We start from the raw sequence: 15,030 nt of genomic DNA on the forward strand, positions 1-15,030 counted from the left end.
GAGGTGCCAGGCACTAGATGCGCTTGTGGCCTCTGTGAAGTTCGTGCTCCAGCCATTGGCTGTATTTCGACATGGAGTAGCAGAACAGGAAGTAGAGGATGGCGACGAACACCATGCCTTCGATGTAGAAGGCACGCCATTCAAGGTCGTTGATCGCCACGCGCATGGTGAACATGAGATCGAAGATACCGACGATCAGCACCAGTGAGGTGTCTTTGAACATCCCGATGAAGGTGTTGACCTGCGGTGGGATGGTGATCTTGAGCGCCTGGGGCAGGATGATAAAAACCATCGCTTGCCAGTAGGAGAGACCCATGGCGTCGGCTGCTTCATATTGCCCTTTGGGGATCGCCTGAAGGCCACCGCGCACGACCTCTGCCAGATAGGCAGCGGCGAACATGATGATGGCAACCTGCGCCCGCAGCAGTTTATCGATGGTGATGCCTTCGGGCATGAACAGCGGGAACATGACCGACGCCATGAACAGCACGGTGATCAACGGCACACCGCGGATCAACTCGATATAGCCAACGCAAAAGGCCTTGATGATCGGCATTTTGGAGCGACGACCGAGCGCCAGTGCAATGGAAATCGGGAAGGCCAGGCCACAGCCGATCACGGCCAGCATCAGTGTGATGGGCAGACCGCCCCATAGGTTGTTGGGCACATAGTCCAGGCCAAAAATTCCGCCGGACAGGAGGATCCAGCAAACGATCAAGCCAACCGGCCAGATGACCAAAAGGCTCTTGTTCCACATCGGCTTGAAGCAGGAGATGATCACCATACCGATGAACAAAATCACAGCAGCGCCGGGGCGCCACTGTTGTTCAAACGGGTAGGTGCCAAAAAGAATGAAGCGCCATTTCTCATAGACAAAGGCCCAGCAAGCGCCAGTGACTGCGTCACAGGCGTCAGCTGGTGCAGCTTCCCAAAGCGCGCTGGTGAAAAACCAGTCGAACGCGGCTGGAATCCAGTTGGCCAGAGCATAGATGGCAACCAGGGTGAAGAGGGCATTGTACCAGGTGTTGAAGAGATTCTCTTTCAACCAGGTCATAGGGCCCGGGCGAATAGACGCCGGGGCAGGCCGTGCCTCGGTCGGCACGAAGTTGGCGGCGTCAGCAAACGATGCGCTTGTTGTTGGGCGGTCGTTCACAGCGGAGCTTGTTGTATCTGTCATGGTTCTCTCCCCGCTCAGCGTTCTGTCAGCGCAATGCGCCCGTTGTACCAATTCATGAACAACGAGGTGATGAGCGACAGAGACAGGTAAACGGTCATGAAAACAGCGATGATTTCGATCGCTTGACCTGATTGGTTGAGAGCGGTGTTGCCGACAGACACGAGGTCTGGATAGCCGATGGCAATCGCCAGTGAGGAGTTCTTCGTCAGGTTCAGATACTGGCTGGTGATCGGTGGAATGATCACGCGCAATGCCTGAGGCAGCACCACCAAGCGCAGTGTGTTCCCCGGGTTGAGTCCAACGGCCTTCGCCGCTTCGGTCTGACCGTAATTCACGGCCTGAATACCGGAACGCACGATTTCCGCGATAAAGGCGCTGGTGTAGATCGTCAGGCCAAGAAGCAGCGCCAGAAATTCTGGTGAAAGTGACTGACCGCCACGGAAGTTGAAGCCACGCAATTCTGGTGCATTGACCTCGGTGGGAGCGCCGCCAATGAACCACACCACAATGCCAAGACCAAAGATGAGGCCGAGCGAGGGCAGCAGTGTTTTGGGACGATTGCCTGTCTCGGCCTGCTTTTGGTCTGCGCGACGTGCCAAGAAGTAGGCGCCGATTGCGCCGACAAGCATGGCGATCAACACCCAAAGCCAGATGGGGTCTTCTGCCATCACGGGATATTTCAGCCCGCGATTGGAAAGGAAGACGCCTGGGAAGAGGGTCCAACTGTCGCGCGGTCGCGGCAGGATGTTGATCAGCACGCCGTAGATAAAGAACAGATGCAGCAACAGTGGGATGTTGCGCAAAACCTCGACATAGATGGAAGCGAATTTGGCCACCAGCCAGTTGGAGGAAAGGCGGGCGATCCCCATGATTACACCAACGATCGTCGCCAGAATGATGCCGAAGAAAGCCACCTTGATCGTGTTCAGAATGCCGACCAGCAGGGCGCGGCCATAGGTGTCATCATTGGTGTAGTCGATCAGCGCTTCGCCGATATCAAACCCAGCGCGTACATCGAGAAAGCCGTAGCCGGACTGGATGCCGCGCGCCGCAAGGTTTGCCAGCGTGTTTGATACCAAGAAGAAGCCAATGCCGATGACAACGGCGATAAGCACGACTTGATAGATGATGGCGCGAAATTTTTCGCTGTATAGAAGATTGGTTTTCGGCGCGGCTTTGGGTTTCGGGGCCGATGGCTCCGGAAATCCTGCGCTGCTGTGCGCGTGATCAGTCATGCGTGATCTCGAATCTGTTCCCTGTGCGCTGTTTTGGACCCGCGAACGTTTGGTCGTTCGTCATGTCAGCGCGATACGCATTGGCCAGAATGACCTATGTGATGAATGGCAAGCGTTGATTCTTGCTCAGGCATCGAAGTCTTCAGGCTGGAAAAGGAAACGGGCCACAGTGCGTGTGCACCATGGCCCGTCCAAATTGCCGTCTTAGCGAACCGGCGGAGCGTACTGAATGCCCCCTTCGGTCCACAGCGCGTTTAGACCGCGTGGTAGACCGAGCGGCGTGATGTTGCGCTCGTACATTTCACCGTAGTTTCCGAGTTCGGTGATGATGTCCAAAGCCCAGTCATTACGCAGACCAAGCAGGGAACCCATTTCACCAGATGCACCAAGCAGGCGCTGAACGGTTGGGTCTGACGAGCTGCTCACAAGATCTGCAGCATTTTCAGACGTTACGCCCTTCTCTTCGGCTTCCAGAGCAGCGAAAAGAACCCAACGTGCAATCGCATAGAGCTCATCATCGCCGCGGCGCAGCATTGGGCCAAGCGGCTCTTTTGAGATGAGGTCTGGGAGGATCACATAGTCATCTGGGTCTGGTGCGTTTGCGGTACGCACAGCAGCCAATGCCGAAGCATCTGTGGTGTACACATCGCAGCGACCTTCGAAGAACGCTGTGAGAACTTCCTGAAGCGCTTCAAAGAGTACAGGCTCATAGCTGATGCCGCGAGCAGCGAACACGTCGGCCAGGTTGAGTTCAGTGGTGGTGCCGGACTCAACGCAGATCGATGCGCCGTCCATGTCTTCGAGCGATTCAATGCCATCTTCTGCGCGGACCATGAAGCCCTGGCCGTCATAGAACCAAGTGCCAGCAAAGGTTGCGCCCAGCGATGCATCGCGGGTTAGCGTCCAGGTTGTGTTGCGCGAAAGAATATCAACTTCACCTGCTTGCAGGGCGGGGAAGCGCTGCACGGAGGAAAGCGGTACATATTGAACGGCGCTGGAATCGTCGAAGATCGCAATGGCCATAGCCTTACAATAGTCGACATCGAAGCCAGTCCATACGCCTTGACTGTCAGCAATACCAAAACCGGCCAAGCCGGTGTTCACGCCGCAAATCAACTCGCCGCGATCCATGATCGCATCAAGCTGGTCGCCTGCTTGAGCTGGCATCGCTGATACGGTCAGCGCGATAGCCGATGCTGCTGTTGCAGCGATCGATAGTTTTTTCATTGTTGGTCCTTCCCTTGTTTACGCAGACACGAGTCAGGAGTTTTGGCGATCAACCAAAACAAATTCCCTTGGTCTGTTGCCCAACCCCTCAGCGGACACGTGCCACCCTCACACTGGAGGCCGAGTGTTCTCGGTCCATCACAGCAAAAGGATACGAAGGGCTAACACAGGGGTTGGGGGTGCTCAAGGGCTGTGCACCGCACAAAATGCAGGCTTATTTTGCCCCGCTGCGCAAAGCGTAAGCACTGGGCAAGGGCGCGAGAATGCAAATCAGGGTGTTGGTCCCGCTGTTGCACCGGTCTTCTTAGCCAGTTCAAAAAGGAAGCGAATCACCATTGTAAGACATCAAGCTGCCTGACTGCGTTACACTTGCTGCGTTGATGACTGATAGCATTGACGCTACGGATTCTTCTGGCTTTTGAAGTCTTACGCCTTGCTTTGCAAAAGGATCGGACAGAGGCGTTGCCACCGTTCCTGGATGCAGTGCCAAGCAAATCGCGTCTGGTCGTTTCCGGGCCAACTCAATCGAGGCGGTTTTAACGATCTGATTGAGTGCCGCTTTGGCTGCGCGATAGCCGTACCATCCGCCCAGCTGATTATCGGAAATGGAGCCAACCTTGGCGGAAATTGTAGCAAACACCGCTTTGCCCTTGCGTGGGAACAGCGGCAGCAAGTGCTTGAGCAGAAGGGCTGGGCCAATGGTGTTGATGCGGAATTGATAGGCCATGGCCTCGGGATCAATGGCCGACCAGCTTTTCTCCGGACCGCCATGGGGTCCGTGGAGATAGCCAGTGGCATCGAACACCAAGCGAAGGTCATGTCCGCTTGCGCTGGCCGTATCTGCAAGTGCTTTGATGTCATCCTCGCGTGTGATGTCCAGCGAAGGCGCGCTAGTGCGTGATGTGCCGATCATATCGGCAAAGTGACCGCTGGCGCGTATTTGAGCAGCGACTTGTGCGCCAATGCCACCATTGGTGCCGATGATGATGGCCAAACCATCGGCTGGAAAAGACGAGAAGGGCTGCGTTTCAATCATCGCGTTGGCCTGGCAGGTTTAGGGACAAGTGTTTCGACATTTCTACGTGCGCGACGCGTTTTGTTTGGCAAGTGCGATGGGTTGCCTCAGCACTGAGCGTTAACCCGAATGTGAGCTTTGATTTGCGCACTGGAAAAGTGTGACAGATATCACAAACCGGCCGATCGGCTTGTGCTTGGTAGTGCTTGGCTCATCCAGTGCGTGCGCGTGGTGTGATCAGGCCATATTTGACATGCCACCTTGCAAGACTTTCTATGTTGGGGTTTTGGGGGGAGTGCCGGGTTGGATCAAACGCCCGGCGTCATACTAGGGAAACAAACATGAAACGCATTTTCTTATCCGCACTGGGCGGCGTTATGGCGCTTGCCACCGTCACATTTGGCGCCTCTTTTGCCTTTGTGAATGACGCACATGCCGCATGTCCAACATGGCAGGGAAGCCCGCATTTTGGCACCGTGAATCTGACCGAGGGGTTTTTGCCTGACCCTTGGAACCGTAATGTGACCGCTGGCGGCGGCAATGATGTCTCAAACTGCGGTATCGGTGCTTGGGGTTGGGTGGCGACTTGTCCTGATTATCGTATTCAGTACCGCACGAGCGGCGCGTCAGCCCTTACCTTTATCATTCAGTCCAACATCGACACTGTTCTCCTGGTCAACGGACCGTCGGGCGAATGGTACTTCGACGATGATGGTGGTGTCGATTTGGGCGCGCAGTTGCGCATCGCCAATGCACCTGCTGGCCAGTATGATGTTTGGATCGGCTCTTACAATCGCGGCAGCGGCATTCCAGCAACGCTACAAATTTCTGAGCGCTACTGAGCAACAGTGCCATGGTTCGATTGTGAAAAACCCCGCCCGCATGGGCGGGGTTTTTTTGTGCCGGGTGGTGGTGACATCGCCGCTTGGAAGCTGGCCTTAGGCGTACTACCTTTGCGTCCAAAGTGATCAACAAGGGCGCTTAACTGATGCGCGGGATTACCCAAGAGGGCGCCGTTGCAGCGCCTGCCGATATTGGCCATGTCGCCTGTTCCAAACGCCAGCAGCTCATCGTGCTTGTGGTGGCCATTCTTGGCTCCACCCTGGGCTTCATAGACGGCACCATTGTCGCAATTATCGCACCGGCCATTCGTGCAGACCTTGACGCCTCGCTGGCAACCATCAGTTGGGTGGTCAACGGCTACACGCTGGTTCTCACGGCCTTTATACTGGTCGGCGGGAGTGCAGGCGATGTATTCGGTCGCCGGCGGGTTTTCGGTCTGGGTATTGCGATTTTCGCGCTGGCATCGCTGGCCTGTGCGATCGCGCTCAATGGTGGCCAGCTGATCACTGCACGGGTTGTTCAAGGTTTTGGTGCGGCCCTGATGGTGCCGTCTTCGCTGGCGCTTATCGCCACCTACTATCCGCGCGAAGAGCGTGGTCGCGCGGTTGGCATTTGGGCGGCGGCGTCGGGCGTTTCAGCCGCCATCGGCCCGATCATAGGCGGTGCGATGGTTGATGCGCTTGGATGGCGCTCCACTTTTTACATCAATCTACCGCTCGCCGCCGCCACGCTTTGGTTGTTGTGGGCCCGTGTTCCAGATGATGCGCACCGGACGTTGGCGCAAAAGCTAGATTGGCTAGGAGCGGTGTTGGCCGTCGCCGCCCTTGGATTGCTTGCCTTCTCGCTGACCCTGATGGGTGAAGGCGGCGCACCTGGTTCTGCAGTCCTTGGCACGCCGGTTCTTGTTGCCCTGGTGGTCTTAGGTTTGGTGGCGTGCGGGCTCTTCCTTTGGCACGAGGGCCGTTCACCCGATCCGATGATGCCTCTTGGCATGTTTAGCGCGCCGGGTTTTTCCGCCGTCAATGCGGCCACGTTTCTGCTGTATGCGGCGCTGGGCGGTTTGCTTTTCTTCCTGCCCGTCACATTGCTGAGTGCCTATGACTTTTCAGCACTGGCTGTGGGATCTGTTTTTCTGCCATTCACCGCTGTGATGGCGTTGATCACACCACGGGTTGGTGCTCTGGTGGACAAGATCGGCGTGCGACTGCCTCTCGCGGTCGGTGCCGGCATTGCTGGGGTATCGTTCTGGCTGACAAGTCTTGCAGCAGGCACGGGCTCTTTGTTTCTCGTTGGTGGATCGCTGGTGGTTTTGGGCCTTGGCATGGGGCTCTGTATCCCACCGCTTTCAACCGCCATCATCAACGCGGTCAGCGACAGCCAGTCTGGGGTTGCCTCGGGCATTAACAATGCCGTCTCGCGGGCAGGGGGATTGTTCGCCGTAGCAGCTTTCGCACCACTTGGCGCGATGGCGTATGGCAACGCCGATGGACTGCCAGGCTTTGCCGTACCTGGAGAGGAAGGCCTTACCCTCAATGACCAGGTGTTGCACACGGTCGCCTCGTTGGAAGCTTACAGCCTGCTTGCCTGGATCGCGTTTGGCCTGGCAGCTCTTAGTGCTGTGCTTGTGCTTGTGTTCGTTAAGCCAGAACGAAAAGCCAGCTAGGCAATATGAACCAACCACCGCATAGTTGAATGATGGCAGAGGTTTCATCGGGGCGCCGCTTTCTCAAATCTGACAGCGGGCGATTGGCACTTGGGTTGTTGGTGGTGATTGCGCTCGGCTTGGCGGCGTTGCCAACTGTTGAACGCTTGTTCCTGGTGCGCGCGGGCGAGCAGAGCTTGGCCACTTTACGCTTGTCCGTGGAAGGTTTGCGCGGTGCCCTGCAACGCTTTGAACCGCTACCGGGCCTGATTGGTGAGCGGCCTGTCTTGGCGCGGCTTTTGGCTGAGCCTGAGAATGGTGGGCTGCAAAACGAGATCAATGAGGAGTTGCGTATCACCGCTGAGGCTTTGGGAGCCTCCGATGTTTATCTCCTGGACACCGACGGCCTGACTATTGCGAGCAGCAACTACCTTAAGGAGCGCTCTTTTCTTGGTCGCAGTTATGAGTTCCGGCCTTACTTCACCCAGGCGGTCGTCGGTGGGCTGGGGCGGTACTTTGCGCTGGGTACCGCGTCCTTGGAGCGTGGGTACTTTTATTCTGCGCCCGTTTGGCAAGATGAGACGGTGATTGGTGTGTTGACGCTGAAGTTCACCGTTGATGCGTTTGAAGATGCCTGGCGTGGCGGCCTGAACGACATCATTGTCAGCGACCTGAATGACATTGTGTTTATGTCGAGCCGAGAGTCCTGGCACTTTCGCACGCTTTCTGACCTCTCGCCTGCTGTGCTGGCCGAAGTGGCTGACACCCAGCAATATCCGCTGGAGGAGTTGACGCCGCTGACCACCATGCGTGAACCGCTGACCGACGCGCTGAGCTTTTTGCGTGTGCAAGACGAAGGCAGGAGCGAAGATTTTGTTACCGCATCCACCCTGATCGAGGATGTGGGATGGCGTGTTGCCATTCTTGTTCCTGCCGGGCCTGCCAAAGCGCAAGCGCTGACGGCGCTCATGGTCTTTGTGCTGTTCGTTTTGTTTGTCGGACTTGCTCTGATGAGTTTGCTGCAGCGGCGTGCGCGTATCATGGAGCGTATGGAAGCGCAGCGCGCTGCCCAGGATATGTTGGAGCGTCGCGTTGATGAGCGCACGGCTGATCTCAATGCAGCCAACGCCAATCTGCGGGTTGAGGTAGAGGAACGGCGGACAGCAGAGCAGCGGTTGCGAAAGACTCAGCATGAGTTGGTGCAGGCCGGGAAGCTGGCAGCGCTTGGGCAAATGTCGGCAGCGCTCTCGCATGAAATCAACCAGCCCCTCACGGCGGTGAAGACGTACGCTGACAACGCCATGACGTTTCTTGATCGTGACCGCCCGTCCGATGCGCGGGAGAATGTTTCGCGTATCTCCAAGATGGCAGATCGGATGGCGGCGATATCGGGTCATCTGCGCAATTTTGCGCGCCGCCCTCAAGAGGATGTTGGGCCGGTCAATGTGCTGCACGCGATTGATGATGCGATGGCGCTCATGGAGGCTCGTTTCAAGAAGACGGGCGCAGAGGTTGCCTATCAGCCACCAGAGCGGCCTATCTGGGTGATGGGCGGACAGCTGCGGTTGCAGCAGGTGATCATCAACTTGCTCAACAATGGGCTCGATTCCATGGAGGGCATGCCGACACCGCCCTTGGAACTGGCTGTCGAAGCAGACGATGAACAGCGCGTGTTGATCCATGTGCGTGATCGCGGCGAAGGGCTGGAAGATGAGGCTCTGGCGCAGTTGTTCGATCCGTTCTTCACCACCAAAAGTCCCGGCAAGGGCCTCGGGCTCGGCCTCTCGATTTCCTACAACATTGTTGAGGATTTCGGTGGACGGTTACGCGCGCGCAACCGCAAGAAGGGTGGTGCTGAGTTCTCCATTGAACTGCTGGCCGCCGAGGCTCCATCGTCAGCTGGGATGGCTGCCGAATGAGCGATGAGACGGTTCTGTTCGTTGATGATGAAGAGCAACTTCGCCTGGCAGCGGCGCAGACTCTCGACCTTGCTGATCTTAGCGCCCGCTGTTTCGCCGATGCCGAGGCTGCTTTGGCCCATGTTGGACGCGCTTTCGCGGGCGTGATGGTGACCGACATTCGCATGGCGGGCATGGACGGCCTGACCTTGATGCGGCGCTGTTTGGAGATTGATCCAGAGTTTCCAGTGATCCTGGTAACAGGCCATGGCGATGTGGAACTGGCCGTTCAGTCCATGCGGGACGGTGCTTATGACTTTATCGAGAAGCCCTTTGCTCCCGCCGTTCTGGTCGACTCCATCAACCGTGCGCTCGACAAACGTCGCCTCACCTTAGAGAACCGGTTGCTGCGCAACCAGGTGATTGGGCGCGGTCCGATAGAAGCCCGCCTTGCCGGGCGCAGTGAGGCGATGGTTGCTGTGCGTGCGCAGGTTCGTGCGGTTGCCCAAACCGATGCTGACGTTTTGATTGTTGGTGAAACGGGCACCGGTAAGGAAGTGGCGGCGCGCGCGCTTCAAATGGCAAGCGCCCGCGCCAGCGGTCCCTTTGTGCACATCAACTGTGCCGCACTGCCTTCGGAACTGATCGATAGTGAGTTGTTTGGCCATGAGCCCGGGGCGTTTCCAGGTGCCACCCGCGCGCGTTATGGGCGCTTTGAACATGCGCGCGGCGGGACAGTGTTTCTCGATGAGATCGACAGTCTGCCGATGCGGCTGCAAGCCAAGCTTCTGCACGCGATCCAAAACCGTGTTATCACACGACTGGGGTCAAATGATCCGGTGGAGCTGGATGTGCGGTTCATCGCTGCCAGCAAAAGCGATCTGGAAAAGGCTGTTGAGGCGGGTACCTTTCGTGACGATCTTTATTATCGTCTCAACGTGCTGCACATCCGCATGCCGCTGCTCGATGAACGCCGTGAGGACATTCCACGCCTTTTCATTCAACTCGTTCACGATGCGAGCGTCCGTTACAAGCGTCCCGTTCGGGTGGTGCCAGACCGCCTTCTGGCGTCGCTGGCTCGGCGATCTTGGCCGGGCAATGTGCGCGAGTTACGAAACGCCGCTGATCGCTTCGTGCTCGATCTGGATCTTGATTTGGACTTTGATCCAGCGGCAGACGAACCGGCTGACGGGTTGCAGAGCGCCTCAAAAGGATTGGCGCAGCAAGTGGCTGCCTACGAGAAAAGCTTGATTGCCGCGACCATCGCCGCTCATGGCGGAAACCTCAAAGCGACTTACGAAGCCTTGGGAATTTCGCGCAAATCTCTCTATGAAAAGATGCGCAAATACGATCTCTCGCGCGACGATTTTCGACATAGTGGCTCACCTGACCAGGCTGGTGGGTAGAAACCAACCCACGGAAATCGGGCGATGTTACCGAATCCACCCATTTTCTGAAAAAGCTTGCTGAAGCGCTGCTGGAATCGCAGGCAATTGTTGCGTAGTGCATAGCTGCCATGCAGAAAAGCCGCGCTTTCGTCGCGCCTGTTCTTTTCATGGTTGCCATGCACCCATGTCCGACCGAGATAAGAACGCGTGTGACATTGCACACGAAAAGCCGACATCATCGGCTTAACGGGAGGATATTCTTCGATGAAACTTGCTACTTTTCTTGCCACCACTGCAGCTCTTTCGGTTGCTGTTGCTGGCGCTGCTGTTGCTCAGGACCGTGAAGGCTGGCCTGAAAGCTTCACTGTGGGCACGGCCTCACAGGGCGGCACATACTTTGCCTACGGCTCAGGCTGGGCAAACCTTGTTGCTGAAGAGCTTGGCATTTCCGGCGGCGGTGAAGTCACCGGTGGCCCAATGCAGAACATGGCGCTGGTGCACACTGGCGATGCTCAGTTCGGCATGACCACAATGGGCCCAGCTGCTGAATCCATCAACGGCACCAACCCAATCGCGCCTGGTCTGCAAATGACCAATGCCTGCGCGATGTTCCCGATGTATCAGACGCCATTTTCCGTGACGGCACTGTCCTCTTCGGGCATTGAGTCGGTTGCTGACATTCCTGATGGCGCACGCATCGGCTTCGGCCCTGCTGGTTCGACCTCTGACACCTACTTCCCACGTATGATGGAAGAGCTGGGTGTGAACTTTGATCGCCGCAATGGCGGCTGGTCTGACCTTGGCTCGCAGCTGCAGGATGGCCTGCTTGACGTCATCGCGTTCGCTGCTGGTGTTCCGGTGCCTGCTGTTTCTCAGCTGGAAGTGCAAACGGATGTGAACATCATTGAGTTCACCGAAGAGGAACAGGCTGCCATCATGGAAGCGTTCCCGGTTTCGCAGTTTGACATCGCAGCTGACACGTACACCACGCTTGAAGCTGACGCTCGTTCGGTTTCCATGTGGAACTTTGCCATTGCCAACTGCGATCTGCCTGCAAGCTTTGTCTACGCAGTCGTGGACACGGTGATGTCGGACAATGAGCGGATGGTGAACATTCACCGTGCTGCACGTACGACGGTTCCTGAGAACTGGGACAAAAACACCGTGATGATGTGGCACCCAGGTGCTGCTCAGTGGTTTGAAGAGAACGCCGGCGCCGATATTGCCGACGACATGATCCACTCATCAATGTAAGCTTGGCCTAAGGCCAATACTTTCGGGCCGCCTGTCAAAGGCGGCCCGTTTCCTATCTCGACGCATGATGCGTCAACGCGTGAGGTTCGAAGCCGGGCAGCAAGACCTGGAGCGCCGCACGACAGTGGGCAGGGGACCCTTTAGGGACATGGCAGACAGCGACACTTCAGGCAGTGACAAGAAACCCGTTGAGGGTGATGACCATCCTGATCGCATGAGCGATGAGGCAATCCATGAGGCCGCGATGGTGGCCCAGCCCGTGCTGCATGACCCTGTGGTCATTGCCGAAGGCGTGGATGAAGAGCCAGTTGAAAGCAACCGGCGCCTGTTTGAAGGCCATGGGCTCAAAGTCATTGCGTTTGTTTCAGCCTTTTACGCCGCTTTCCATATGGCCGCCCTCAACGGCGTTTCGATCTCGGCATGGACTGGTATCGACATTCCATTCCTGCCGCAGTTCCCGTTAGAAACCTGGAACTTCCGTATTCTGCACATTGCAGGCGCCTTGGTGCTTGGCTTTCTGCTTTATGCCGGTGGCTCGTTCAACCGCGATGACAGCAAGCCAACCACAATGCTTGGCTATCTGTCCTATGCGCTCGCCCTGCCTGCGCTTTACGCGCTTTACACAGCCATTAGCTTTGCCAATGAAATCGCTGGCGGTGCGATGTGGAATGGCATCGACGCAACGATCCGCAATCGCGAAATCTATCATTTCGGTGTGCCGCTCCTGGTCGCAACGGTTGGTGCGATTGGTATCGGCTGGGCGCACCGACTGCCGCGCCACCACTTTTCCGCACCTGACTTTGTGCTTGCCATCTGCGGCATCGCCGTCGCGACTTATCTGATCACCATTTATGGCACCGCGATGCGCAATGCGACGGGCACGCCGTTTGCGCCGATCGGTATGTCGATTGCTGCCGTTGCTGGTACGCTTTTGATCATGGAACTGACCCGCCGTGTGGCTGGTTTGACACTGATCGTTATCGCGGTGGTGTTCCTGATTTACGTGTTTGTCGGCGACAAACTGCCAGGCTTCCTGAACGCGCCCGATATCACTTGGGAGCGGTTCTTTAGCCAGGTGTACACCGACGCCGGTATCCTTGGACCGACGACCGCGGTGTCATCGACCTATATCATCCTGTTCATCATTTTTGCCGCGTTCCTGCAGGCCTCCAAAGTGGGCGATTATTTCGTCAACTTCGCCTTTGCGGCAGCTGGTCGCTCACGCGGTGGCCCGGCGAAGGTGGCGATCTTTGCCTCCGGTCTGATGGGCATGATCAACGGCACATCGGCAGGCAATGTGGTGGCGACGGGCTCGCTGACCATTCCGCTGATGAAGAAAGTTGGGTATCCGCCCAAGTCCGCAGGCGCGATTGAAGCGGGAGCCTCGACCGGCGGGCAGATCATGCCTCCAATCATGGGCGCTGGTGCGTTCATCATGGCCGAAATCACGGGCATTCCCTACACAGAAATCGCTCTGGCGGCGGTGATCCCGGCGATCCTCTATTTCGGATCGATCTTCTTCATGGTCGATTTCGAAGCTCGCAAACTTGGCATGCGCGGCATGCGCGAGGATGAGCTGCCAAAGTTCAAAGAGCTGGCCAAGCACGTCTACTTGTTCTTGCCGATCATCATTTTGATCGTGGCGCTCTTCATGGGTTACTCGGTGATCCGCGCCGGCACGTTGGCGACGGCTGCAGCGGCTGTGGTCTCCTGGCTTTCGCCCAACAAGATGACGCCGCGCGACATCTACCGAGCCTTTGACCTGGCTGGCGTGATGTCGATCCAGATCATTGCTGTGTGTGCCTGTGCTGGCATTATCGTTGGTGTGATTTCGCTGACCGGCGTTGGAGCACGGTTCTCATCCTTGCTTTTGGGCTTGGCGGACACCAGCCAGCTTTTGGCGCTGTTCTTTGCCATGTGCATTTCCATCCTGCTGGGTATGGGCATGCCGACAACGGCCGCCTATGCGGTGGCGGCATCGGTGGTTGCGCCTGGCCTTATTCAGCTCGGTATCAACCCGCTGACAGCACATTTCTTTGTGTTCTACTATGCGGTGGTGTCGGCGATTACGCCGCCCGTGGCGCTGGCAAGTTACGCGGCGGCGGGGATATCCGGCGCCAATCCGATGGGCACATCGGTGACCTCGTTTAAGATCGGTCTGGCCGCGTTCATCGTGCCCTTCATGTTCTTCTACAATCCGGCGCTGCTGGCTGATGGGACATGGGTGGAAATTGGGCGCGCCTTGATCACGGCGTCCGTTGGCGTCTGTCTTCTCTCTGGCGGCGTCCAAGGCTTCTTCTTTACCGGTCGTTTGCCGCAGGTGCCCCGCATCATGTTCTTGATCGCGGCGCTGTTCCTCATTGAAGGCAGCTTGATCTCTGATGTTGTGGGTGCTGTTCTTACTGGTGGCGGTATCTTCCTGGCGCGTTTGAGCGCTGGCAAGGAAGAGCCCAAAGGGGACGCGCCAAAAGAGGATGTCCCAAAACCGGCGGAGTGAAGCCCTGACAACCACCAACGCCAAGCTTCTTGTTCGCGTTGATGATGCAGGTACAAGCCTCGCGGCCAATCAGGGTTGCGAGCTTGCCGTGCACGAAGGCATTGCCCGCTCGATCGAAGTCATGATGCCTGGCGCTTGGGTGTGCGATGCGGCTGAGCGATTTGCGCGCTTGCCAGCCGTCGATATCGGCGTCCATTTGACGCTGACGAGCGAATGGGATCGCGTGAAATGGCGCCCGCTCACGCATGCGCCGAGCTTGGTGGACGGTCACGGCTTTTTTCGACCCCGTTTCCAGGCGAGTGCCTGGAACTTGAACGAGATCGAAGCAGAGTTTCGTGCCCAAGTCGAACTTGGCAAGCGTCTGTTTCCTCAGGCCAGCCATATCAGCTCTCACATGACCCGGCATTTTGAGGATATCGATGCAAGTCTGGGCGCCATGGTGCGAGCGCTGGCCAAGCAGTATGGGTTGAAGGACGATCCGCTTGGTACTGACGATCTGCCGCGTGTTGTAGGGTACCAGCCGTTTCCGCGCGATGCCGAGCCACGTGTTGAGGCGTTTAACCAGATGCTCGCGGGCCTCACTGAGGGTCCATCCATCTTCGTGGATCATCCCGCTGTGCTATCCGATGAGCTGCGTGGCCATGGTCATGACGAATACGAAGATGTTGCTGAGGATCGAGCAAGTTGTCTTGCCGTTCTTACTGATCCAAATGTCATCGAGGCGACCGCTCGCTATGGCATTGAGCTGATCAGTTACCGAGACGTGAGCGAGAATTAGGCCGGGCACACCAGCTGAATGGCAGCCATGCTTGCCGGGGCATGGCGTGGGCTAGGTATGAGGTGATAGACCGTCA

The 15,030-nt window shown here is 57.2% G+C and carries 11 protein-coding genes; 7 read left to right on the top strand and 4 right to left on the bottom strand.

All coding sequences use genetic code 11. The features are described 5' to 3' along the window. Window positions 1-13 precede the first annotated feature (13 nt). The 4 genes from ABWH92_RS07410 to ABWH92_RS07425 form a co-directional block, all read right to left on the bottom strand. Window positions 14-1,177, bottom strand: coding sequence for an amino acid ABC transporter permease (locus ABWH92_RS07410; protein ID WP_375573522.1), 1,164 nt, complete (start codon window positions 1,175-1,177; stop codon window positions 14-16). Window positions 1,178-1,191: 14 nt separating this feature from the next. After that, the gene (locus ABWH92_RS07415; protein WP_375573524.1) at window positions 1,192-2,412 is read right to left on the bottom strand and encodes an amino acid ABC transporter permease; all 1,221 of its coding nucleotides are present in this window, start codon (window positions 2,410-2,412) and stop codon (window positions 1,192-1,194) included. Between the two features lie 204 nt (window positions 2,413-2,616). Continuing rightward, complete coding sequence (locus tag ABWH92_RS07420) at window positions 2,617-3,639, bottom strand: amino acid ABC transporter substrate-binding protein (protein ID WP_375573525.1); 1,023 nt, start codon at window positions 3,637-3,639, stop codon at window positions 2,617-2,619. A gap of 313 nt (window positions 3,640-3,952) precedes the next feature. After that, window positions 3,953-4,675 (bottom strand): SDR family oxidoreductase, encoded by a 723-nt coding sequence (locus ABWH92_RS07425; protein ID WP_375573527.1) that lies wholly within the window; start codon window positions 4,673-4,675, stop codon window positions 3,953-3,955. A gap of 320 nt (window positions 4,676-4,995) precedes the next feature. Here ABWH92_RS07425 and ABWH92_RS07430 point away from each other — a divergent pair, with 320 nt between their 5' ends. The 7 genes from ABWH92_RS07430 to ABWH92_RS07460 all read left to right on the top strand — a co-directional run bounded on the left by ABWH92_RS07430 (window position 4,996) and on the right by ABWH92_RS07460 (window position 14,954). Then, window positions 4,996-5,496 (top strand): hypothetical protein, encoded by a 501-nt coding sequence (locus ABWH92_RS07430; RefSeq protein WP_375573529.1) that lies wholly within the window; start codon window positions 4,996-4,998, stop codon window positions 5,494-5,496. A gap of 146 nt (window positions 5,497-5,642) precedes the next feature. Continuing rightward, window positions 5,643-7,160 (top strand): MFS transporter, encoded by a 1,518-nt coding sequence (locus ABWH92_RS07435; RefSeq protein WP_375573531.1) that lies wholly within the window; start codon window positions 5,643-5,645, stop codon window positions 7,158-7,160. A 29-nt stretch (window positions 7,161-7,189) separates the two neighbouring features. Then, the gene (locus ABWH92_RS07440) at window positions 7,190-9,058 is read left to right on the top strand and encodes an ATP-binding protein (protein WP_375573533.1); all 1,869 of its coding nucleotides are present in this window, start codon (window positions 7,190-7,192) and stop codon (window positions 9,056-9,058) included. Further along, window positions 9,055-10,443 carry a sigma-54-dependent transcriptional regulator gene (locus ABWH92_RS07445; protein ID WP_375573534.1) on the top strand — a complete coding sequence of 463 codons (1,389 nt, stop codon included), beginning with the start codon at window positions 9,055-9,057 and terminating at the stop codon, window positions 10,441-10,443. Before ABWH92_RS07440 ends, ABWH92_RS07445 begins: the two co-directional genes overlap by 4 nt. 246 nt (window positions 10,444-10,689) lie before the next feature. Next, a complete protein-coding gene (locus ABWH92_RS07450) occupies window positions 10,690-11,679 on the top strand; it encodes a TAXI family TRAP transporter solute-binding subunit (RefSeq protein WP_375573536.1) in 990 nt (329 codons plus the stop codon). Window positions 11,680-11,923: 244 nt separating this feature from the next. Then, entirely contained in the window at window positions 11,924-14,176 is a 2,253-nt protein-coding gene (locus ABWH92_RS07455) for a TRAP transporter permease (protein ID WP_375574210.1), read from the top strand. After that, a complete protein-coding gene (locus ABWH92_RS07460; RefSeq protein ID WP_375573538.1) occupies window positions 14,154-14,954 on the top strand; it encodes a ChbG/HpnK family deacetylase in 801 nt (266 codons plus the stop codon). The genes ABWH92_RS07455 and ABWH92_RS07460 overlap by 23 nt, the downstream gene beginning before the upstream one ends. Window positions 14,955-15,030 lie beyond the last annotated feature (76 nt).

It is taken from the genome of Ahrensia marina (assembly GCF_042140245.1).
Taxonomy (GTDB): domain Bacteria; phylum Pseudomonadota; class Alphaproteobacteria; order Rhizobiales; family MH13; genus MH13.